Annotated in this window: 26 protein-coding genes; 11 read left to right on the top strand and 15 right to left on the bottom strand. The window is 45.6% G+C overall.

Annotated elements, in window-relative coordinates:
• Positions 1-148: 148 nt before the first annotated feature.
• On the top strand, positions 149-787 hold the full coding sequence (msrA, locus tag OO774_RS14055; protein WP_264903243.1) for a peptide-methionine (S)-S-oxide reductase MsrA: 639 nt from the start codon (positions 149-151) through the stop codon (positions 785-787).
• Positions 788-865: 78 nt separating this feature from the next.
• On the opposite strand, the gene OO774_RS14060 is transcribed toward msrA, so the two are convergent.
• Positions 866-1060: a DUF1107 domain-containing protein gene (locus tag OO774_RS14060; protein ID WP_264903244.1), complete on the bottom strand. Its 195-nt coding sequence runs from the start codon at positions 1058-1060 to the stop codon at positions 866-868.
• Positions 1061-1339: 279 nt separating this feature from the next.
• On the opposite strand from OO774_RS14060, the gene OO774_RS14065 reads away from it, so the two are divergent.
• The 7 genes from OO774_RS14065 to OO774_RS14095 all read left to right on the top strand — a co-directional run bounded on the left by OO774_RS14065 (position 1340) and on the right by OO774_RS14095 (position 6944).
• On the top strand, positions 1340-1891 hold the full coding sequence (locus OO774_RS14065; protein WP_264903245.1) for a YtfJ family protein: 552 nt from the start codon (positions 1340-1342) through the stop codon (positions 1889-1891).
• 145 nt (positions 1892-2036) lie between these two features.
• Positions 2037-2360 carry a DUF2607 domain-containing protein gene (locus OO774_RS14070; protein WP_264903246.1) on the top strand — a complete coding sequence of 108 codons (324 nt, stop codon included), beginning with the start codon at positions 2037-2039 and terminating at the stop codon, positions 2358-2360.
• Between the two features lie 107 nt (positions 2361-2467).
• Positions 2468-3181: a DUF2796 domain-containing protein gene (locus OO774_RS14075; RefSeq protein WP_264903247.1), complete on the top strand. Its 714-nt coding sequence runs from the start codon at positions 2468-2470 to the stop codon at positions 3179-3181.
• 51 nt (positions 3182-3232) lie between these two features.
• The gene (locus OO774_RS14080; RefSeq protein ID WP_264903248.1) at positions 3233-3961 is read left to right on the top strand and encodes an ABC transporter ATP-binding protein; all 729 of its coding nucleotides are present in this window, start codon (positions 3233-3235) and stop codon (positions 3959-3961) included.
• Entirely contained in the window at positions 3958-5217 is a 1260-nt protein-coding gene (locus OO774_RS14085; protein ID WP_264903249.1) for an ABC transporter permease, read from the top strand. The genes OO774_RS14080 and OO774_RS14085 overlap by 4 nt, the downstream gene beginning before the upstream one ends.
• Before the next feature lie 4 nt (positions 5218-5221).
• On the top strand, positions 5222-5719 hold the full coding sequence (locus tag OO774_RS14090; protein WP_264903250.1) for a DUF3299 domain-containing protein: 498 nt from the start codon (positions 5222-5224) through the stop codon (positions 5717-5719).
• Positions 5720-6038: 319 nt separating this feature from the next.
• Positions 6039-6944, top strand: a complete 906-nt coding sequence (locus OO774_RS14095; protein WP_264903251.1) for a TIGR03899 family protein — start codon at positions 6039-6041, stop codon at positions 6942-6944.
• 309 nt (positions 6945-7253) lie between these two features.
• On the opposite strand, the gene cysC is transcribed toward OO774_RS14095, so the two are convergent.
• The 6 genes from cysC to dbpA all read right to left on the bottom strand — a co-directional run bounded on the left by cysC (position 7254) and on the right by dbpA (position 15089).
• The gene (gene cysC, locus OO774_RS14100) at positions 7254-7871 is read right to left on the bottom strand and encodes an adenylyl-sulfate kinase (protein ID WP_264903252.1); all 618 of its coding nucleotides are present in this window, start codon (positions 7869-7871) and stop codon (positions 7254-7256) included.
• Positions 7872-7895: 24 nt separating this feature from the next.
• Positions 7896-9620: an SLC13 family permease gene (locus tag OO774_RS14105; protein WP_264903253.1), complete on the bottom strand. Its 1725-nt coding sequence runs from the start codon at positions 9618-9620 to the stop codon at positions 7896-7898.
• A 244-nt stretch (positions 9621-9864) separates the two neighbouring features.
• Positions 9865-11295 carry a sulfate adenylyltransferase subunit CysN gene (cysN, locus tag OO774_RS14110; protein ID WP_264903254.1) on the bottom strand — a complete coding sequence of 477 codons (1431 nt, stop codon included), beginning with the start codon at positions 11293-11295 and terminating at the stop codon, positions 9865-9867.
• A gap of 18 nt (positions 11296-11313) precedes the next feature.
• Complete coding sequence (gene cysD, locus OO774_RS14115) at positions 11314-12222, bottom strand: sulfate adenylyltransferase subunit CysD (RefSeq protein WP_264903255.1); 909 nt, start codon at positions 12220-12222, stop codon at positions 11314-11316.
• Positions 12223-12280: 58 nt separating this feature from the next.
• Positions 12281-13156 (bottom strand): uroporphyrinogen-III C-methyltransferase, encoded by an 876-nt coding sequence (gene cobA, locus OO774_RS14120; RefSeq protein ID WP_264903256.1) that lies wholly within the window; start codon positions 13154-13156, stop codon positions 12281-12283.
• A gap of 553 nt (positions 13157-13709) precedes the next feature.
• Positions 13710-15089 (bottom strand): ATP-dependent RNA helicase DbpA, encoded by a 1380-nt coding sequence (gene dbpA, locus OO774_RS14125; RefSeq protein WP_264903257.1) that lies wholly within the window; start codon positions 15087-15089, stop codon positions 13710-13712.
• 143 nt (positions 15090-15232) lie between these two features.
• On the opposite strand from dbpA, the gene OO774_RS14130 reads away from it, so the two are divergent.
• Positions 15233-15694 carry a GNAT family N-acetyltransferase gene (locus OO774_RS14130; protein WP_264903258.1) on the top strand — a complete coding sequence of 154 codons (462 nt, stop codon included), beginning with the start codon at positions 15233-15235 and terminating at the stop codon, positions 15692-15694.
• 309 nt (positions 15695-16003) lie between these two features.
• On the opposite strand, the gene OO774_RS14135 is transcribed toward OO774_RS14130, so the two are convergent.
• Complete coding sequence (locus tag OO774_RS14135) at positions 16004-16603, bottom strand: LysM-like peptidoglycan-binding domain-containing protein (RefSeq protein WP_264903259.1); 600 nt, start codon at positions 16601-16603, stop codon at positions 16004-16006.
• Between the two features lie 230 nt (positions 16604-16833).
• Between OO774_RS14135 and OO774_RS14140 the strand changes: the two genes are divergently transcribed.
• On the top strand, positions 16834-17454 hold the full coding sequence (locus tag OO774_RS14140) for an FKBP-type peptidyl-prolyl cis-trans isomerase (RefSeq protein ID WP_264903260.1): 621 nt from the start codon (positions 16834-16836) through the stop codon (positions 17452-17454).
• Between the two features lie 154 nt (positions 17455-17608).
• Complete coding sequence (locus OO774_RS14145) at positions 17609-18085, top strand: DUF2780 domain-containing protein (protein ID WP_264903261.1); 477 nt, start codon at positions 17609-17611, stop codon at positions 18083-18085.
• A gap of 180 nt (positions 18086-18265) precedes the next feature.
• Here the strand turns inward: OO774_RS14145 and rplQ are convergent, their stop codons facing one another.
• The 7 genes from rplQ to secY form a co-directional block, all read right to left on the bottom strand.
• Entirely contained in the window at positions 18266-18646 is a 381-nt protein-coding gene (rplQ, locus tag OO774_RS14150; RefSeq protein ID WP_005383141.1) for a 50S ribosomal protein L17, read from the bottom strand.
• Positions 18647-18672: 26 nt separating this feature from the next.
• Positions 18673-19665, bottom strand: a complete 993-nt coding sequence (gene rpoA / locus OO774_RS14155; RefSeq protein ID WP_014230672.1) for a DNA-directed RNA polymerase subunit alpha — start codon at positions 19663-19665, stop codon at positions 18673-18675.
• Positions 19666-19689: 24 nt separating this feature from the next.
• Complete coding sequence (gene rpsD, locus OO774_RS14160; protein WP_176290783.1) at positions 19690-20310, bottom strand: 30S ribosomal protein S4; 621 nt, start codon at positions 20308-20310, stop codon at positions 19690-19692.
• Positions 20311-20337: 27 nt separating this feature from the next.
• Positions 20338-20727 (bottom strand): 30S ribosomal protein S11, encoded by a 390-nt coding sequence (rpsK, locus tag OO774_RS14165; protein WP_001118870.1) that lies wholly within the window; start codon positions 20725-20727, stop codon positions 20338-20340.
• Between the two features lie 18 nt (positions 20728-20745).
• Entirely contained in the window at positions 20746-21102 is a 357-nt protein-coding gene (gene rpsM / locus OO774_RS14170; protein ID WP_017051447.1) for a 30S ribosomal protein S13, read from the bottom strand.
• A 149-nt stretch (positions 21103-21251) separates the two neighbouring features.
• A complete protein-coding gene (rpmJ, locus tag OO774_RS14175) occupies positions 21252-21365 on the bottom strand; it encodes a 50S ribosomal protein L36 (protein WP_000868186.1) in 114 nt (37 codons plus the stop codon).
• Positions 21366-21403: 38 nt separating this feature from the next.
• Entirely contained in the window at positions 21404-22738 is a 1335-nt protein-coding gene (gene secY / locus OO774_RS14180) for a preprotein translocase subunit SecY (RefSeq protein WP_014230670.1), read from the bottom strand.
• Positions 22739-22745: the final 7 nt, after the last annotated feature.

Genomic DNA, 22745 nt, shown 5'->3' on the forward strand with positions numbered 1-22745 from the left:
ATTAAAGAAACGTGTGTCATAATAACGCCAATTAAAGGCTAAGTCTGTAATATTAATAACTTTACCGCAGCCTTTGTAAATCCATTTTCACATTAAGACGAACTGGGAAAAGTTCGCAAATTTAAGACATATTTAAAGGACGGATAGCATGCTCAACAAACAAACACTAATCAGTATAGAAGATGCTCTACCAGGTCGAGAGCAGCCGATGCAAATTGAAGATACTCATTTTGTTAATCATTCCAGTTTAACGGCACCATTGCAGTCTAACCAACAGCAAATTCTATTAGGTATGGGTTGTTTTTGGGGAGCGGAGCGCCTGTTCTGGCAACTGGATGGCGTCATCTCAACATCAGTAGGTTACTCCGGCGGGCATACGAAAAACCCAACCTATGAAGAAGTATGTACGGGAAAAACCGGACACACTGAAGTCGTTAGAGTGGTATTTGATGAGCAAGTAATCTCTCTGGAACAACTTCTGGCTACATTTTGGGAACGACACGACCCAACACAAGGGATGCGTCAGGGTAACGATCTCGGTACGCAATATCGTTCGGCTATCTACACGTATTCGCAACAGCAGCAAGACATCGCAGAGCATTCAAAACTTCAGTATCAACAAGCACTGAAAGAGGAACAAAGAGCGGCCATCACCACCGAAATTCAATCGGCAGGGCCATATTACTTTGCTGAAACGTACCACCAGCAATACTTGGCGAAGAACCCTGAAGGCTACTGCGGTCTTGGCGGTACAGGTGTATGTTTTCCACCAAGTTTACAAGACTAACTGCGCTAGAAAACAACGAAAAAAGAGCGACCTTAGCCGCTCTTTTTTATCGCTTTATCTAAGACCAACTTACTGTTCTTATAGCGAAGATATCGCCTGATTCACTTCTTTGAATACCGAAAGTCTTTTCTGATCTTTTACGTCAGGAAGCAGAACCTTACCATTGTCGAAATCAAAATTCCCAACACCTGCGATGAAAAACTGGCCTTTAAACAGCGTCTTTACAAAACGAGCCACCTGGAGTGGTCGATATACTGCGAATTCACGTAGCATAATTCACCTCAATTCCTTTGAGAAAACACAGATTGTCTATCCTTAACAATCTACTAGCGCAATTTGCGACCGACTTCATTTTAGCAAATCCTATTAACAACGCAAGATTGCACATTCTTATTTGTTAATCAAATGTTAACAATTTATCTGTAAATTTGCTTATTCTACTTATATACTGGCGAAATCCAGATGGTCTCAATCAACCAAGTTCGCCTGACTGAATCGACTCTGTCAAAGAAACTTGGTATAAAAGTGCTCACTAGTACGGAATATAACAATATGAAAACTAACACTCTCCTACCACTCCTACTGGCTCTGACCTCAAGCCTTTCATTCGCAAATAATTTATCCATCGGTGAAAATGTTCCAGATGTCAGAGTCGGAGCTTACGGTGAAATTGTGATGCAAGGGGAAGGCGTTGCATACCAACCATGGGCTACACAGAACATGTTTGGCAAAGTGCGTGTTATTCAGGCGATAGCCGGACGTAGCAGTGCGAAAGAAATGAACGCACCTTTGATGTCTGCCATCACCGCCGCGAAGTTCCCTGAAGAAAGCTACCAAACCACAACGATCATTAATCAGGATGATGCGATTTGGGGTACTGGATCCTTCGTTAAGTCTTCAGCGCAAGACAGTAAGAAGGAATTTCCGTGGTCATCAATGGTATTGGATGAAAATGGCTTAGTAGCAAAAGCGTGGGGATTGAAGCAAGAAAGTTCAGCGATCATCGTTCAGGATAAGCAAGGTAAAGTGCTTTTCACCAAAGAGGGGCCTTTGAACCAAGACGAGATCACACAAGTGATTGAGTTAATCAAACAAAACATCTAACCCATCAATAGGCTCCTTGTTCCGACAAGCACATGGAGCCGGTTCCTCAGCATTGTTTGAATTTTCCCTGAATTAACAAAAGAATGAACTTTTCCTATGAATGAGTGTTATATTGTAACAGTCATTCATGGTGTCAGGCGCTAAAATGGTTATCTTTAGGCAAGCCACATTTCAACATTGGTATCGTACTGTTGTGCTGTTCAGTGCGACTTTGCTGATCGTATGGAATTTTGCCAGCATTTTTCACCAATTCGATGTGACGCCGGAACACCATGCACATCATCACTGTCAGCTATTTGCCGGGACTCACCATGGTTTGGCAAAGGTCCAGCCCACTATCGCCGTCCAGTCTTACACTCGGATCAAATTTCATGATGTGGCTGAAAACTCGCACTACATAGAAGAAGTAGGCAGTTCTGCCCGTGCTCCGCCTAATTTCGCTCAGTCCCCCTCAACTCAAACCACTTAGTGTTATTGATTCGCACATTCGCGAGTTTTAACAATGTATTAAAAGACTTAGTATCAATTGGAATGCATACTCATTCAAATTGATAGACGCAAAATTAGGAAAGTAAAATGCCATCTAAACACACTTTGGCTCTTGTTATCGGCTTGTCTCTATCTACCACTGCAATGGCGGAAGAATACCGCCAACACGAAGCTCACGTACATGGCCATGTCGAATTTAATATCGCACAAGACGGCAAGGATTTATTAGTGGAAATCACCGCTCCGGGTGCAGACGTGGTTGGCTTCGAACACGCTCCAGAGAACGCAGACCAAGAGCAAGAACTGAAACAAGCGATCGCAAAACTGGAAGACACCAGCAGCCTATTGACTATCAACCCACAAACTCAGTGTGAGATTGCAGATGTGCATGTGGAGCATACACTTGGTAGTTCACACGACGATCATGATCATGAGGGTCACGACCATGATGAGCACGATCACCATGACCACGAGGATCACGACCATGATGAACACGAACATCATGACCACGAGGGTCACGACCATGATGAACACGAACATCATGACCACGAAGGTCACGACCATGATGAACACGATCACGATGACCATGAACACCACGATCATGATACGCACAGCGGCCATGGTGAATTCTCTGCGCAGTATCGTTTCAACTGTGAACAGATTGGTGAACTGAGCAAAATCAAAACGTCTTGGTTTAATCAATTCCCAAATACAGAATCAGTCAGCGTTAACCTGTTCACTGATACGACTCAGTCAGCGGCCAGTCTTGACAAAGATAACACCGAAATCGTAATCAAATAATCGTATGGCGTGTAAGCACCCACTTACACGCTATTACTTTGGTAACTATCTATGACTGATTCAACATCAAGCGTTGTTGAACTCAATAATGCCCAATTTATTTGGCCAAGTTCAGACAGCGCTACCATCGATATCCCTCACCTACGCATCACGCCCGGTGAGCATGTCTTTATCAAAGGCCCCAGCGGATGCGGTAAGTCAACACTTCTGGCATTACTTACCGGTATTAATACACTAAGCTCGGGGGCTTTATCGGTATTAGACACCGATTTATCGGCGCTATCAGCAAGTCAAAGAGACAAATTTCGCGCCGATCATATTGGCTATATTTTCCAACAATTTAATCTGTTGCCCTATCTCAACGTGATTGAAAACGTATTGCTGCCCTGCCAGTTCAGCCAAGTAAGGCGTGAACGTATTGCGCCGAGAGCAAGCCATCAAGCATTAGCAGAACAGGCGTCAGGGTTATTAGAAAGACTGCATTTGCCAAAAAGCCTGCATTCTCGTCCAGTATCAGAGTTGAGCATTGGCCAACAACAGCGAGTAGCTGCAGCACGAGCTCTGATGGGGCACCCAGCGGTAGTGATTGCTGACGAGCCAACGTCCGCTCTGGATCATGACAACAGAATGGCTTTCATTGAATTGCTGATGGAACAAGCTAATCAAGCCAACGCGACCTTGGTCTTTGTCAGCCATGATCCAACCTTAGAGTCTTTGTTTAACCGCACGATTAACCTGCCTGAAATCAACCAAGCGAATACATTAGGAGGGTTATCATGACTGCCGTAGTAAGCCTTGCCTGGAAGAGCCTGATGAACCGTAAAGCAACCGCCTTGCTGACTATCATGACCGTGGCTATTTCAGTAGTCCTGCTGCTTGGCGTTGAGCGTATTCGAACTCAGGCAAAGGACAGCTTTGCCAATACGATTTCTGGCACCGACTTGATTATTGGAGGCCGATCTGGCCAGGTAAACTTATTACTTTATTCAGTATTTCGTATCGGTAATGCCACCAACAACATTGATTGGAAGAGCTATCAAGAGTTCAGCCAGCATCGCTCCGTTGATTGGGCGATCCCAATCTCTCTGGGGGATTCTCACAAAGGCTTTCGAGTCATGGGAACAAACCACAGCTACTTCGAGCATTTCAAGTATGGAAGTAAGCAACCACTTACCTTCTCTCAAGGCTCTGAATTTAAAAGCTTATTTGAAACCGTAATAGGGGCAGATGTAGCTAAAACGCTGGGGTACCAGATAGGCAGTGAGATTATCATCGCCCACGGCATCAGTGATGTAGGCTTTAGCCGCCATGACAACTTACCTTTCAAAGTGGTGGGCATTTTAGCACCGACGGGAACACCCGTAGATAAAACTGTCCACATCTCTTTAGAAGCAATTGAAGCGATCCACGTAGGTTGGGAAAGTGGTGCTCACTTAGGCACAACGCCAAAAGCCGAAGATTTAAAAAATATCGACTTTCAACCCAAGCAGATCACCGCCATGCTCGTCGGTTTAAAATCACGCATTCAAACTTTTGCTTTGCAAAGACAAATCAATACCTACCCACAAGAACCGCTGAGCGCAATCATGCCTGGTGTGGCGCTACATGAATTGTGGGGGATGATGTCGGTCGCAGAACAAGCATTGATGGCGGTATCAGGTTTTGTTGTTGTGGCTGGATTGCTCGGTATGTTGAGTAGCCTACTGACCAGCTTACAGGAGAGACGCCGAGAAATGGCCATTCTACGCGCGATGGGGGCAAGACCCCGCCATGTATTCTCACTGCTGATCAGCGAAGCCAGTTTATTGACAGCGGCTGGAATTATCACAGGCGTTGCGGGGCTTTATTCCATTCTGGCTCTATTACAACCCATTGTACAACAACACTATGGTATACATCTGACACTCAGCTTTCTTTCTTCATATGAATGGATGCTACTCGGTTTTGTTCAATGCGCTGGTATTATGATTGGTTTCATCCCCGCACTACGCGCATATCGACAATCTCTGAGTGATGGAATGACAATAAGGATATAAATACATGTGGAAAAAAATACTCGCTAGCTGCTTGCTGGTGATTGCTTTTACGGCCCCAGTAATGGCAAATGAAGAGCCGTTGAAGTTAGACTGGCTTGATCTGGTTCCAGAATCAGAACGAAAATTGTTCGATAGTATCGGCATGCCAACGGCATCTGAACATAGTGGTGGAGCTGCGCAGCAATCTAAGCTTGGTGGTGTAAGAACAGAGCTGAATGGTAGCCTGGTTAAAATTCCGGGATTTGTGATCCCGCTAGAGGGTGATGCCAACACAGTGACTGAGTTTCTATTGGTACCCTACTTCGGGGCATGTATACACGTTCCACCCCCACCACCAAACCAAATCATTTACGTGAAATTCCCAGAAGGAGCGCCTGTTCAGGAGCTGTGGGATGTCATTTACGTCGTTGGTAAGCTCAAAACCGAAGTCATCAGCCATGAGTTAGCCGAAACCGCTTATATGATAGAAGGGACCAAGATAGAAGCCTACGACGATATGTAGTATCTCATCTTTTCAGATATCCCCATGGCGTCGCTTCGGCGCCATTTTTTAATGCAAAACTAAATAATATAGCGAGACAAGTACGCTAATACACCCACATAGAGAATCAAAAGAAACGCTATCGACAGGTGCTTTTTCAGTTTGCTTGCTTCCGATAACTTCATTGCCCCTCCAAAATAACGATAACAACTTTAACAATTCATTATCATTTTGGATAGCTTAATTTGATCAAATTTTAATGATCACATTCTGGTCGTTAGAAAGAATACGATGTAAATTGAGGAAAGCATTACTCATAACTCCCTGAGTAGGAAAATAAATGGCAGAATCAGCAAAGCAACCTGGCGAAATGGTACACCAGCCTCACCCCGAACAAGGTTCTAAAAACGACAAGAAAAACAGCTATATCAAAGACAGTGCCAGCCGACTTCATAACATTGCGCAACGTTATGGACTCGATGCATTGCTGCAAGCTGATACTCCGAACAAGTCTGCCCTTGAAAGAGCTCAACTGCGCGAGCAACGACGTCAGGAGCAACGACAAAAGAACCTTGAACAGATTTTAAAATTAGCCCACAGCGCCTGCCGAGACGAAACGGCGGGCGAGCCGGAACAGGATTGGTTATACCGTTTTTTCGATATGGCTCAGGATATTCACAACAGTTCGATGCAAAAGCTATGGGCGCAGGTGCTCAAACGCGAAGTAACCAACCCCGGTTCAACATCGATGAAAGCGCTTAAAGCGCTCAAAGACATGTCAGCCAAAGAAGCCCAGACACTGCAAAGAGCCGCCTCTTTGGCTTGCAGCTTTGGTGGTGATGGCAGCCGCAAGTTATTGATTGGTTATAAAGCTCATAACGGTATTTTTAGCTTTGGTAAGCGGGACACCACCAGCAACCTCAATATGGGGGCGTTCCAACTCCCGTACTCCAGCTTGTTGGTGTTGATTGAGTTAGGACTGCTGCACAGTGCCGAGCTCGAGTCTGGAGAAATCAGCGTGGAAACCCCCTTAATACTCTCGTACCAAGGTAAAAACCTATCACTCCATGCCAACAGCAAAGGAGTAAGATTGCTTTACTATCGATTTACGCTAACGGGTAACGAGCTGTGTAAGCTACTAGGCAACAAACCTAATCCTGATTACTACGATCAGTTGTTAGCACTGATAAATCATAAATTTAGTGTACACACTGAATCAGGCAGCCGTGTAGACCATACCGTTTAGTTAAATGCCGTTCGTTTAACAGCTAACGGCATGTTTACACCTCCAGTCATCCTGAACAACGACGAAGGAGTGTGATTCAGGATCTTCTATCCGAGCTCTTTGTTGTCAAAGATATTTCTCTATATTCTCAGCGCGCTGATATTAGATTCCTAGTCTCGCTAGAGCTCGCTGGAATGACACAAATAAAATCGTTAAGTGATTGGCATTAATACTGTTTAGTCAGGCTTTTAGAGCTTTTGGTCACCTATGTTCCAAAAGCGCTTTAAACACCTTTACGACCTTTTAGTCACCTATGATCTAAATGCTTATTTAGCGGATCACACCACGCTGCTTGAGGTCATTTACGCACAGGTCCACCAGCTCATCGACGCTCTTTTCGCCTGCTGGTAAATCAATTTCTGGGTTTTCAGGTGCTTGATATTCTGAATCAATTCCCGTGAAGTTTGGAATCTCTCCAGCGCGAGCTTTACGGTACAACCCTTTAGGATCACGTCCTTCACACACCTCCAGAGAGGCATTGACGAACACTTCAATAAACTCACCTTCAGGTAATAAGTCACGTACCAGTTGGCGCTCAGCTCGGTGAGGCGAAATAAACGCAGACAGGACAATTAAACCTGCATCCGCCATCAATTTAGCCAGTTCGCCAATGCGGCGAATATTCTCGCGACGGTCCTGCTCAGAAAAACCTAAGTCACTGCATAAACCATGACGAACGTTGTCGCCATCAAGTAAATAAGTATGGTAACCAAGCTCAGCAAGACGATTTTCCAGTGCACCCGCTACGGTTGATTTACCCGCTCCAGATAAACCGGTAAACCACAGCACAGCTGGCTTTTGTTGCTTTAAGTCAGCACGAAAATTTTTATCGACCGAGTGCTGATGCCAAACAATGTTTTCGTCTTTTACCGTAGTGTCGGCTGTCATAACGTATCCTTGTAAATATCGGAATTAAAACGGGAAGAAGACCGGAATGAGTGTCAGTACTAATACGGAATACACAATAGAAATCGGCACACCAATTCGCACATAATCGGTCAATTTGTAATTACCTACGCTATAAACCAACAAGTTAGTTTGATAACCGTAGGGAGAAATAAAACTCGCACTTGCGCCAAACAATACCGCCATAATAAACGGCATGGGATCGACACCGTACCCTACCGCCATACTATAGCCGATAGGAAAAGAGAGTGCGGCGGCGGCGTTATTAGTGACTAATTCAGTTAACACCAGCGTCATGATATACGTCGCGACCAAAGCGCCAAAGACACCCCAACCGTTAAAGGCGTGGATAAACATCTCCCCCATCCTGGCGGATAAACCCGAGGAGATCATCAACTGAGCAATCGAGAGCGCGGAGCCAACAATCACCACAATATCAATAGGAAAACGTCGGCGCAGCTCGGAAACTTGTATAATGCCAAACGCCATCAAAGCGATAATGTAAACCGCGAGTCCTTTTATGATTGGCACCAAATCGAGTAAGGCACAACCAATAACGGCTGCAAAACCAAGTAAGACGATAGAAGACTTGTTCGCGTCCAGACGAGCACTCGAATCCAAATCTTGAACTAACACGAACTCTTTACGGTGGGCACGACGCTCAGCTTCAAATCGCTTACCCGGCACCAATACTAAGGTGTCACCCGGGGCGAGCTTGATACTGCCCAGCCCGCCTTCTAGCCGCTCATGACCACGACGAATTGCGACCACTACCGCATCAAAACGATCGCGGAAACGACTCTCTTTAAGCGTTTTGTGACAAAAAGTAGCAGAAGAACTGACGACAACTTCACGGAAGTTCTGGCCATTCAAATGCTGATGACCAAACAGAGTCAAACCGGGAATTTCCTGCAGCGTCGCCACACTTTCGACATCGCCACAAAACAGCAGGCGGTCTTTTGCATTGAGCACAAAGTCCGGCCCTACCGACGAAACAGTAACGCCATCGCGAACCACTTCCGCCAAGAACAGCTTACGTAACGCACGCAAGTTATTTTCACTGACGGTGCGCCCGACCAATGGCGAGCCCGGCTCAACGCGTGATTCGAGAAAATAAGGCAGATCTTCCTGAGTTTGATCATCATAATTCGGCAGCAAGTAGCTCAGCGGGATCAAAATCAGTAACCCACCCGCTAGTACGGCCAAGCCAATTAGCGTCGGTGTAAAAAAGCCCAGGCTAGGTAAACCTGCATCTTCGACAAAGCTATTGATAATGAGATTGGTCGACGTACCAATCAGGGTCAGTGTGCCGCCCAAAATCGCCGCGTATGACAATGGGATTAACAGCTTTGACGGCGCATGTTGCTGGTTTCGTTTAATCGCGCCAATCAGGGAAACCACAACCGCCGTGTTGTTGGTGAAAGAAGAGAGTAACGCCGTCGAGAGTCCCAACTTTGCGATAACACTGCCTAACTGCCCTTCCGAAATGCTGCGGCTAACCCAACTGATGAGAAGTGTCTTTTCCAGGGCGCACGAAGCAAGTATGAGTAATACTAAGGTCAGTAGTGACGAGTTGGTAAAGTTAGAGGCAATGGATGTTAAATCCATCATGCCAGCCAGAAACGAAATGAAGGCGGCACCAGCAAATACATGACTAGGCTTAATTTTCGTGACGAGCAAGCAAGTGATAATGCCAAGCAAAATCGCTAATACAAATCCTTGTTCCCACATAGCCTTTCCTTACCAAATAGCCCATTCAGGGCGAAAACAGCCACTGCACATCACGTGGTGCAGAGCGAGAAATTAAGTAACCAGAACAAAGCAAGCGAAAAAGAAAGCCAGAATACTCATACTTCGCCGAGCATTCTGGTTTCTGGGGGAATGAGCCTGACTGCATTTCGCAACTCAGTCAGGCTATCAATCTAAGCCGGGAAAAGAGGAAGTATTTGCTTCCTTCCCTGCCCAGCTACAGCAATTACTTTTTAAGTAACTGGCTTAGGTCTTTCGCTTCCCAATGTGGGAAGTGTTTACGAACCAGTGCGTTAAGCTCCAGTTCAAATGCAGAGATATCGGTCAAATCACGCTCTACCGCTGCCAGGCTTTCTTTCACCATACCCGCACCAACAGTCACGTTAGTCAGACGATCAATAATGATGAAGCCGCCGGTGTCGGCACAATCTTGGTAATTATCAAGTGCCACAGACTCGTTCAATGACCACTCACACAAACCAATACCATTGAGTGGCAATTCAGCCGCACTGTGAGTTGACAGGTTGTTGATGTCGTATTGATGACGAATCGCCTCTACGTGACCAACCGTTTTCTTACCGGCAATCTTAATATCGTAATCACGACCCGGTTGCAGTGGCTGCTCGGTCATCCACACGATATCAGCAAGAAGATGGTTGGAAGACTCTACGTTAGCGTCTTGCAAAACAATCAAATCACCACGGCTAATATCGATTTCGTCATTCAGAGTCAGCGTTACCGCAAGACCTGCTCGTGCTTCCTCAACATCTCCATCGAACGTTACGATTCGAGCAATCGTCGACGTTTTACCGGATGGAAGCGCTTTGATTTTATCGCCCACTTTCACTGAACCTGAAGAAATCGTGCCAGCGAAGCCACGGAAATCGAGGTTAGGACGGTTGACATACTGAACAGGGAAACGGAATTCACCAGTACCTTTCTCGTAGTCAACATCCACAGTTTCAAGTAACTCAAGCAGTGACGGACCTTCGAACCAGCTCAGGTTATCGCCTTTATCGACAACGTTATCGCCTTCAAGTGCCGAAATCGGGATGATTTGGATATCAATCTCACCGGTCAGCTTTTCAGAGAACGCAAGGTACTCATCACGAATCTCTTCAAATCGCTCTTGTGAGTAATCCACTAAGTCCATTTTGTTGATTGCAACAACAAAATGCTTCAAGCCCAACAGGTTTGAAATGAATGAGTGACGACGCGTCTGATCAAGAATGCCTTTACGCGCATCGACAAGAATCACAGCTAAATCACACGTTGAGGCACCTGTAGCCATGTTACGCGTGTATTGCTCATGCCCTGGCGTATCAGCAATGATGAACTTACGTTTCTGGGTTGAGAAGTAACGGTAAGCCACATCAATGGTGATGCCCTGTTCGCGCTCTGCCTGCAGACCATCAACAAGTAGGGCTAAATCAGGCTTTTCACCTGTGGTACCTACACGCTGGCTATCTGAGTGCACAGCCGCTAGCTGATCTTCATAAATTTGTTTTGAGTCATGGAGTAAGCGACCAATAAGGGTACTCTTACCATCATCAACAGAACCACAAGTCAGAAATCGAAGTAAAGACTTGTACTGGTGTTGTGTTAAATAGCCTTCAATACCTAGCTCGGCTAATTGAGCTTCAACTGCACTGTTCATTATCTTTCCTTAGATCCTTTAGAAGTAACCTTGACGTTTTTTAAGTTCCATCGATCCTGACTGATCATGGTCGATCGCTCGCCCTTGACGCTCACTCGATGTTGCTACCAGCATCTCTTCAATGATGCCCGTCAGCGTATTGGCTTCGGATTCGATCGCGCCGGTTAACGGGTAGCAACCTAAAGTACGGAAACGAACACTCTTCTCTTCTACTACTTCACCTGGCTGAAGCTCCATGCGGTCGTCATCAACCATGATCAACATGCCATCGCGCTCAACAACCGGACGCTTGTCAGCAAGGTAAAGCGGTACGATCTCAATATTTTCTAGATAGATGTATTGCCAAATATCCAGTTCTGTCCAGTTTGATAGAGGGAACACACGGATGCTCTCGCCTTTATTAACCTGACCATTGTAGGTTTTCCAAAGCTCTGGACGCTGGTTTTTCGGATCCCAGGTATGGTTCTTGTCACGGAATGAATACACACGCTCTTTGGCACGTGATTTTTCTTCATCGCGACGCGCACCACCAAATGCAGCATCAAAACCGTATTTGTTGAGTGCTTGCTTAAGACCTTGAGTCTTCATGATGTCAGTGTGCTTTGAAGAACCGTGCACAAATGGGCTACAACCCATCGCAAGACCTTCTGGGTTCTTGTGAACCAAAAGCTCAAAACCGTATTTTTCTGCAGTACGGTCACGGAACTCAATCATCTCGCGGAATTTCCAGTCCGTATCGACATGCAAAAGTGGGAATGGAATTTTGCCCGGGTAAAACGCTTTACGCGCCAGGTGCAGCATCACTGATGAGTCTTTACCAATCGAATACATCATGACTGGGTTACCAAACTCAGCCGCAACTTCACGGATAATATGAATACTCTCCGCTTCGAGTTGTTTAAGGTGAGTTAAACGTTGTTGGTCCATGTTTTGTATTTCCTTTTAAGCTTGAAGGCGCTGTACGTCTCTAATCTTTGATTTGAAATTATATGGAGTTGGCAATAGCACTTTTGTTGAATTCAGTACTAGACAAAAACCAGTCTAATTTTTGAGACAATCGAACCACTTCACCGACTACAATTAAGGAAGGAGATTGAGCATCCTTCGATAAATCAGAGAGTTGAGACAATTCTCCCGTAAATACTTTCTGTTCTATTTGCGTACCACGTTCAATGATAGCTATCGGTGTTGAGGCAGATCGACCATGTTTAATCAGCTGATTCTGAATATAGTTTGATTTCATCAGCCCCATATAGATCACTAAAGTCTGATTGCCACGTGCCAGTGTCGACCAATCCATCTCGTCACTTTCTTCTTTCAAGTGACCAGTGACAAAAATGGCCGATTGAGCGTAATCACGGTGAGTCAGAGGAATCCCGGCATATGCCGTTGCTCCTGCCGCTGCAGTAATGCCAGGCACAACCTGAAAACGCACACCAGCATCAGCCAGCACTTCAAGTTCCTCACCACCACGACCAAACACGAATGGATCACCACCTTTCACTCGCACCACGCGATAACCTTGCTTGGCGAAATCAACCAATAGTTGATTGGTTTTCTCTTGTGGCACGCTGTGATGTCCAGCACGTTTGCCAACACAGACTAAAATGGTATCGCTAGGGATCAATGCCATGATCTCTTCGGATACAAGGTAGTCATACAAGACCACATCCGCTTGCTGCAGGCAGTTCAGTGCTTTCACAGTCAACAGTTCAGGATCACCTGGGCCTGCGCCAACCAGCGCAACTTCGCCAGGCTGTAACGAGCGCTTGGAAAAACGCGTTGTCCCAGCCGTTGGGTTATCAGAAACCAATCGAGGCTTTGATATAGGAAAAGTGGTGACTGAATCTTTCGCTGCCATGTGTTTGCTCATCGTCCATAGATATCGGTATGGATGCATTATGGCGGGGCGCTTATATTACCTGAAATTCTAAAATTTCATTTTTTATTCAAAAATCTGCTAAGAAGTTTTTGTTTGGTCTCATTCAAAAGTGTGAATTGGCCGTTTAGCCTCATTCCAGTCGCAGTATTATGTGGAATATTAACGCCTTGTGATTCGGCTTCGCTGACACTAAAAAACGGCGCAGCATGGTGAGAGGTTAAAGAGGATCGTAGTAACTCATGTCGTCCGTAGAACCGCGATCAGCATATCCCAGTCTACCGTCATCCTGAACAGCGACGAAGGAGCGTGATTCAGGATCTCCTATCCGAGCACTTTGTTGTCAAAGATATTTCTCTATCTCTCAGCACGCTGATATTAGATTCCTAGTCTCGCTATGGCTCGCTGGAATGACCCAATAGGAGTCGTTAAGCGACTGGCATTTGATCCCAGTAGTCGCTTTTTGTTATTGCTTTTTGTTATAGAATAAGAAAAGGCACTTCATTTGAAGCGCCTTTTCGGTGAAATAAGCGGACTATTTTAATAAACGAGCTCGGAACTGACGCCCTTTCATCTTACCCGTGCTGATGGTTTGCAGCGCTTTCTTCGCCGCCGACTTCTCTACTGCCACATACGCACGCATTGGGAACAGATGAATTTTGCCTACTTGAGCGCCCGGAATACCATTTTTTCCGGTTAAACAGCCAAGGATATCGCCCGGACGCACTTTTTGTTTTTTGCCGCCGTCGATATTGATCGTCACCATTTTCGCCTGGTAAGGCTGCTGTTTGGATTTTTCTGGCAACGTCGCAGGAACGATATCCATATCTAAGTACTCTTCGATACGCGCAACACGTAAACCATCTTTCTCACCAAAGAAGCTAAACGCTAAACCTTTACTGCCCGCTCGGCCTGTACGACCAATGCGGTGCACATGTACTTCTGGGTCGCGAGACAACTCAAAGTTAAATACCGCATCCAGATTATCAACGTCTAAACCGCGCGCCGCAACGTCTGTTGCCACCAGAATCGAGATACTCTTATTGGCAAACTGCACCAGTGCCTGATCGCGTTCACGCTGCTCCAGATCACCGTGCAGATCAATCACGCTGAAACCGCGATGATGCAGCTCATCCGCCACACTTTGCACTTCTTTTTTGGTGTTGCAAAATACAACCGCAGATTCAGGTTGATGAGTAAGAAGCAGGTTTGCCAGTGCCTCATCACGCGCTTCCGAGCCTTCGACTTTATAGAAATACTGGGCAATGCTCGAGGTATCGTGTGTCGATTCCACTTTGATCATCTCAGGAGACTGCATGATGCGCTGGGCAATTTGATCAATCTTCTCAGGAAACGTCGCACTGAAAAGCAACGTTTGACGCTTTTTCGGCGCAGCATCAATGATGGCGTCCAGCGCGTCCTGGAAGCCCATTTCCAGCATGCGGTCTGCTTCATCCAGTACCAGAGTATTCAACTCGGAAAGATTAATCCGGCCTTTTTCAAGGTGATCAAGAATACGTCCCGGCGTGCCAACCAGGATATGAGCACCATGCTCCAACGAGCCTATCTGTGGACCCATAGGCATACCGCCACACAATGTCAGCACTTTAATATTGTGGATACCACGCCCTAACGTCCGGATCTCTTTCGCTACCTGATCGGCCAGCTCACGAGTAGGACATAACACCAGAGACTGTACGCGAAATCGCTTCACATTAAGGTTAGATAAAACCCCAAGACCAAACGCAGCGGTTTTGCCCGAGCCAGTTTTACCCTGACCAATCACATCGCGCTGGTTCAGAATCGCCGGCAAGCTTAACGCCTGAATTGGCGTCATGTGGGTGTAATTCAATGAATCAAGCGTCGCGAGTAACGCCGGGCTTAGCCCTACGTGGTCAAAAGTTTGTTTGCTCACAGGGGAATATCCTCAGGTGGGATGAAAAAGAGGGCACATTATCGCCAGATTTTGCATAATGACCAGCGAAAATTAACCCTTGTTAATGAGCCTCGGGCAAAAAGTCCGTAAAGTCAGACACAAAGCAATTTGAGATTCACACTATGACCAACTGGATTACTTTACCTTTTTCTCAACTCACAACACTTCAACTTTACGAAGTGATGCGCTTACGTGTCGATGTTTTTGTCGTAGAGCAAACCTGCCCATATCCGGAGCTAGATGGCAAAGACACACTGAACGGAGTCTATCACCTGCTCGGCTATAACGATGATGAATTAGTGGCTTGTGCGCGCTTATTACCGGCTGGGACAACTTACGACAACGTCAGTATTGGTCGCGTCGTTACCAAAAAAACAGCTCGTGGCGGGGGGTTAGGTCACAAACTGCTGGAAGAAGCATTAACACAGTGTGAAGCACTTTGGCCTGAACAAACCATCGACATTGGCGCTCAGGAACACCTCATTGAGTACTACTCTCGCCACGGGTTTGATGTTATTTCAGACAGCTACCTTGAAGATGGTATTCCGCATGTCGATATGCGCAGAGAAGTAAGCACAAAATAAAACGAGACCATTACGTCTGCGAAAAAGATATCCCAAAGAAAGGCGCAAATTGAGCGTAATGCCAACCAGTAAACAGCAAGCAGAATACTCCAGTAAACCGTCATCCTGAACCGCGACGAAGGAGCGTGATTCAGGATCTTCTATCCGAGTACTTTGGTATCAAAGGTATTTCTCTCTATTCTCAGCGCGCTGATACTAGATTCCTAGTCTCGCTAAGGCTCGCTGGAATGACCTTATAGGAATCCTTAAGTGACTAGCATTGCGCGACTTGAGCACGTCTTTTTTACAACAAGTCTTTTATAGATACCGCTATTTATTGCGGCCGAAGGTTCCATCAGATAAGCGGAAGAACATAACCGAATGATCGCCCTTCTCCAGCTGTAACATATCCAGCTGGCCATCATCAGAGAACTTAAAGCGAATCAACTGTCCTTGCTTAATATGACTGAGCGGCTTATCGCTCCCCTCAATTTTGACCAGCGAGCTGAGATCCGCCATGGATAATTGATTACTGCGGAAAACCTGAGCGAGCGTATCGCCATTCTTGACTTGATACTCTTTCCAATTTTCAGACTTTGGACCTGAATTCTGAGAGGTTCGTTGCTGACTCAAGCTCTGGGCATTTAACTCAATCGCAACTCGCGGATGATCAATAACCTGAGTCTGTTCAACTAACTCTTCTGTTTTGTTTGGCATCGGAACAATAAGAAGTAAAAATAACAGTGGCATCAGCACCATCAGTGCTCGTTGATGGAATTTAGGCAGGCGTTGCCAAAACGCAGTCACTGGCTCTACTCGTTCCAACCAGTTACTTTTATTGAACGGCTGCTTCCAGTCGATAGCAGCGTATTTTTGTTTGATCAGTTCGACGTAGTCGACTTGCTGCTTTTTCTTTCTGCGACGATTCATTCTGATAGACCCCTTAATGCTTACTGCCAGTATAAAAATACCAGCGCGGAGAGTATATGTTTTTCAATCAAGTAAAATGGAATTTGGACTAAATTAGCAGAAAATTCACTTGGAGTAAGAGATAAGTCACACCCTTAATGGTCAGACGAGACAATCTGAGCCAATCATTTAAACATTAGCTCGAAACTGATATCCTGTGACCTTTACACTCCTAATAAGAGATGACATTCATGTCTGAAATTAAATTTGAAACTGCAGAACAAAAAGCAAGCTACGGCATTGGTCTGCAAATGGGTCAGCAACTAGCAGGTTCTGGTCTTGAAGGTCTTAGCGTTGATGCAATCGCAGCTGGTATTGCGACTGCACTAGTTGGTGACATGCCAGCTATTGAAATCGACGAAATCAACAAAGCACTGCAAGAGCTACACACTCGTGCAGAAGCAGTTCGTCAAGAAGCAGCTAAAGCTGCAGCAGCTGACGGCGAAGCGTTCCTAAAAGACAACGCTCTACGTCCAGAAGTTAAAGTTCTTGAGTCTGGCCTACAGTACGAAGTTATCTCTGAAGGCACTGGCGAGATCCCAACTGAGCAAAGCCAAGTTCGTGTTCACTACCACGGTGAGCTAACTGACGGTACTGTATTTGACAGCTCTGTATCTCGCGGTCAACCAGCTGAGTTCCCAGTAACTGGCGTAATCAAAGGTTGGGTTGAAGCTCTACAACTAATGCCTGTTGGTTCTAAGTGGAAACTATACGTACCACAAGACCTTGCGTACGGTGAGCGTGGCGCAGGCGCTGCAATCCCTCCATTCGCAGCACTAGTATTCGAAGTAGAACTACTAGACATCCTATAATTGAAAGCAATTTCAATTACAATTTCTAAAGCGGCGCTCTTGCGCCGCTTTTTTGTCTAAGATAAAAAGACATTATCCCTTCAAACACTATCAGTCAGTCTAATAACGTATAAATTAATAAATTAAAAAAGCACGCTCAACCATTGGAGGTACTATGCGTAAAACACTTCTTACTCTGGCATTGTTGTCGGTGAATATCGGCAGTGCACATGCTTTCCTTGATGCAGTAGTAGAAAAAAGTAGCGAGAGCGGACTGATGGACATGGTCGGTCAAAGCTTAAGTACGGAATCTTCACCATTAACTGAGTTGCTAACGAGTCAACTACCAGTATCAACAGAACAAGCTGCAGGTGGCAGTAGTGCATTACTTGCGCTAGCACAAAGCCAGTTATCGAGCGAGAACAGCAGTGAACTGGAATCTTTAGTACCGGGTTTATCTAGCCTGAGTGGCGCACAAAGCTTACTAGGTAATATTGAAAGCCTAAGCGCAGTTCAAAGCGCATTCGATACGTTAGGACTGGATGCATCAATGATCAGCCAATTTGCTCCTGTAATTTTGGAATATCTAAACCAACAAGGTGCAAGTGAAAGCCTATTGAGCTCTTTGACAGGATTGTGGTCCAACGAATAAGCGGCCAGACGAATAAACAAGAGTCGCTAACCAATTAGGCGCTAAGCGCTGTTAGTTTACTTTCCAGCTCGGATGGACCAGGTCGTTTAATGATATAACACGCTTAGATTTCTGAAATTTGAAAGTAACAGATACAAAAAAGCCGAGCTAACGCTCGGCTTTTTCGTTATTACGAACTGATTACTCAGCAGCTTCTTCAGCAGCTGGGCGATCTACAAGCTCAATGTAAGCCATTGGAGCTTTATCACCAGCACGGAAGCCAGCTTTTAGGATACGAGTGTAACCGCCCTGACGAGCAGCAAAACGTGGACCTAGTTCGTTAAATAGTTTTGCAACTACTTCGTTGTCACGAGTACGTGCAAATGCTAGACGACGGTTAGCAACACTGTCAGTCTTAGCTAGTGTAATCAAAGGCTCAACTACGCGACGTAGCTCTTTTGCTTTTGGCAAAGTAGTCTTGATAACTTCATGACGTACTAGAGAGCTAGCCATGTTGCTGAACATCGCTTTGCGATGTGAGCTGTTGCGGTTGAGTTGACGACCACTCTTACGATGGCGCATGACCTAATCCTTCTAACTAGTATCGATTAATCTTCAGCGATTGATGCAGGTGGCCAGTTTTCTAGGCGCATGCCCAGAGACAGACCACGTGACGCAAGTACGTCTTTAATCTCAGTAAGAGATTTTTTACCAAGGTTAGGCGTTTTAAGTAGCTCTACCTCAGTACGTTGTACTAGATCACCGATGTAGTGAATCGCTTCTGCTTTCAGACAGTTAGCAGAGCGAACTGTTAGTTCAAGATCGTCTACAGGACGCAGTAGGATCGGATCGAATTCTGGCTTCTCTTCCTTCTCCTCAGGAACACGTACATCACGAAGATCTACGAATGCATCCAATTGTTCAGCTAGGATAGTAGCTGCACGACGGATTGCTTCCTCAGGTTCTAGAGTACCGTTTGTTTCCATATCGATAACAAGCTTGTCTAGATCGGTGCGCTGTTCTACACGAGCTGCTTCTACAGCGTAGGCAATTTTGTCTACTGGGCTGTAAGTAGCATCTACTAGTAGGCGACCGATTGGACGCTCATCTTCTTCAGTATGGATACGCGCAGAAGCTGGAATGTAACCGCGACCACGTTCTACTTTAATACGCATTGCGATTTCAGCGTTGTCATCCGTTAGGTGACAAATAACGTGTTCAGGGTTAGCGATCTCTACATCACCATCATGGGTGATGTCACCTGCAACCACAGGGCCCGAGCCTGATTTGTTCAAAGTAATGAACACTTCATCTTTGCCTTCAGCAACACGCACTGCCAAACCTTTAAGGTTTAGAAGGATTTCAAGAATATCTTCTTGTACGCCTTCTTTAGTGCTGTACTCGTGAAGTACGCCCTCAATCTCTACTTCTGTCACTGCACAACCAGGCATAGAAGATAGAAGAATGCGGCGAAGTGCATTACCCAGAGTATGACCAAAGCCACGCTCTAATGGCTCAAGAGTTACTTTTGCGTGAGTCGAGCTGATTTGTTCGATGTCAACTAGACGTGGCTTAAGAAATTCTGTTACAGAACCCTGCATTGTGTCCTCTCTTTAGTTTAAACCTTACTTAGAGTAAAGCTCGACGATCAATTGTTCGTTGATGTCAGCTGATAGATCAGAACGCTCAGGCATACGCTTGAATGTACCTTCCATCTTGCCACCATCTACTTCAATCCAAGTTGGTTTTTCACGTTGTTCAGAAACTTCTAGAGCCGCTTTAATACGAGATTGCTGTTTAGCTTTCTCACGGATAGAAACAACGTCATTAGCCGCTACTTTGAAAGAAGGAACGTTTACAACTTTACCGTTTACTAGGATAGCTTTGTGGCTAACTAGCTGACGTGCTTCTGCGCGAGTTGCACCAAAGCCCATGCGGTAAACTACGTTATCAAGACGACCTTCAAGAAGCTGAAGTAGGTTTTCACCCGTGTTGCCTTTAAGGCGAGCAGCTTCTTTGTAGTAGTTACGGAATTGTTTTTCTAGAACGCCGTACATACGACGAACTTTTTGCTTCTCACGAAGCTGAACGCCATACTCAGATAGACGACCGCGACGAGCGCCGTGTACACCTGGTGCGTTATCAATTTTACACTTGGTATCGATCGCGCGAACACCAGACTTAAGGAATAAGTCAGTGCCTTCACGACGGCTAAGCTTCAGCTTAGGACCCAAATATCTTGCCATGATTCTTCTCCAATTGTCCTAGAAACGTTATACGCGACGTTTCTTAGGTGGACGACAACCGTTATGAGGGATTGGTGTAGCATCAACAATGTTTGTGATGCGGAAACCAGCGGCGTTCAGTGCACGAACAGTAGATTCGCGACCTGGACCAGGACCCTTAACCATAACTTCCAAGTTCTTTAGGCCGTATTCTTTAGCCATTTCAGCACAACGCTCAGCAGCAACCTGTGCAGCGAACGGAGTAGACTTACGAGAACCACGGAAACCAGAACCACCTGCAGTAGCCCATGCAAGAGCGTTACCTTGACGGTCAGTAATGGTTACGATTGTGTTATTGAAAGAAGCATGGATGTGCGCAACGCCATCTGCAACTTGCTTGCGTACGCGCTTACGAGCGCGAGTTGGTTGTTTAGCCATTGTACTCTACCTTCCCGATTATTTCTTGATCGGCTTACGCGGACCCTTACGGGTGCGAGCATTGGTTTTAGTACGCTGTCCACGTAGTGGTAGACTGCGACGATGACGAAGACCACGGTAACAACCAAGGTCCATAAGACGCTTGATGTTCATTGATACTTCACGACGTAGATCACCTTCTACAGTGTATTTAGCTACACCATCACGCAGTTGATCGATCTGCTCTTCAGTTAGTTCACTGATCTTAACATTTTCAGCAATACCCACTTCAGCTAGAATAGCTTGAGAACGAGTTTTACCGATGCCGAAAATCGCAGTTAGTGCGATTACAGCATGCTTCTGATCAGGAATGTTAATGCCTGCTATACGGGCCATTATTCACTCCTAAGTGTTTCTATAAAAGAATTAGCCGCAGCAAAGCCCGTTATGGATACGCTGCGGAGTACTACTTCTTTTGCACGCAAAAGGTAGGCCGAGGAATATACTCGACCTAACCTTCGTTTTCAAGTAAAAATTTCTGCTAATTAGCCTTGGCGCTGTTTGTGCTTTGGCTCACTGCAAATCACGCGAACGACACCGTTACGCTTGATTACTTTACAGTTACGGCAGATTTTTTTAACGGAAGCACGAACTTTCATTGCTAAACTCCGTAAATGAAACTGAGTCTACCACCGAATTAACGGCCGTAGCCTTTCAGATTCGCTTTCTTCAACACAGAATCATACTGTTGAGACATCATATGAGTCTGTACCTGTGCCATAAAGTCCATAATTACAACCACTACGATGAGTAGTGATGTACCGCCGAAGTAGAAACGTACGTTCCACGCGACCATCATGAACTCGGGAATCAGACAGATAAAGGTAATGTACAGTGCACCAGCAAGGGTTAGACGTGTCATTACTTTATCGATGTATTTCGCTGTCTGCTCGCCTGGGCGGATACCGGGTACGAATGCACCAGACTTCTTCAAGTTATCTGCTGTTTCACGAGGGTTGAAAACCAACGCTGTGTAGAAGAAACAGAAGAAGATAATAGCTGCTGCATAAAGCATTACATACAGCGGTTGACCTGGGCTAAGAGCCAAAGACACGTCAGTTAACCAACCGAACGCGCTGCTCTCACCGTTCTGACCAAACCACTGAGCCAGTGTTCCTGGGAACAGGATAATGCTTGATGCGAAAATCGCTGGAATAACACCTGCCATATTAATTTTAAGTGGCAGATGCGAGCTTTGTGCAGCAAATACTTTACGACCTTGTTGACGCTTCGCGTAGTTAACAACGATTCGACGTTGACCACGCTCCATGAAAACAACGAAGTAAATAACTGCAAAAGACAATACCGCGATTAGCAACAGAAGAAGTACATGCAATTCACCTTGACGCGCTTGCTCGATTGTTTGACCGATTGCAGAAGGCAATCCAGCAACAATACCTGCAAAAATCAGTAACGAAATACCGTTACCAATTCCACGCTCTGTAATTTGTTCACCTAACCACATTAAGAACATGGTGCCGGTTACTAAACTTACGGTAGCAATAAGCGTAAACATGGTTTGGTTGATAACAACCAAATTATCGACCATGTTTGGTAAGCCTGTTGCAATACCTATAGCCTGGAAGGTTGCAAGTACAAGCGTGCCGTAGCGTGTGTATTGGCTTATCTTACGACGGCCTGCTTCACCCTCTTTTTTGAGTTCAGCTAACGCTGGATGAACTACAGTTAGCAATTGGACAACAATAGATGCCGAAATATACGGCATGATGCCCAATGCTAATATAGATGCACGCTCAAGAGCACCACCGGAGAACATGTTAAACATTTCTACGATGGTACCTTTTTGCTGGTCGAACAACTCGGCAAGTACAGCAGCGTCAATACCAGGGATCGGCACAAAAGAGCCTGCTCGAAATACTAAAAGTGCACCAATTACGAATAATAAGCGCGACTTTAGTTCACTTAAGCCGCTCTGAGCACTACGAAAATCTTGTCCTGGTTTCTTAGCCATCTGTACC

The sequence above is a fragment of the Vibrio sp. STUT-A11 genome (genome assembly GCF_026000435.1).
Lineage (GTDB): Bacteria > Pseudomonadota > Gammaproteobacteria > Enterobacterales > Vibrionaceae > Vibrio.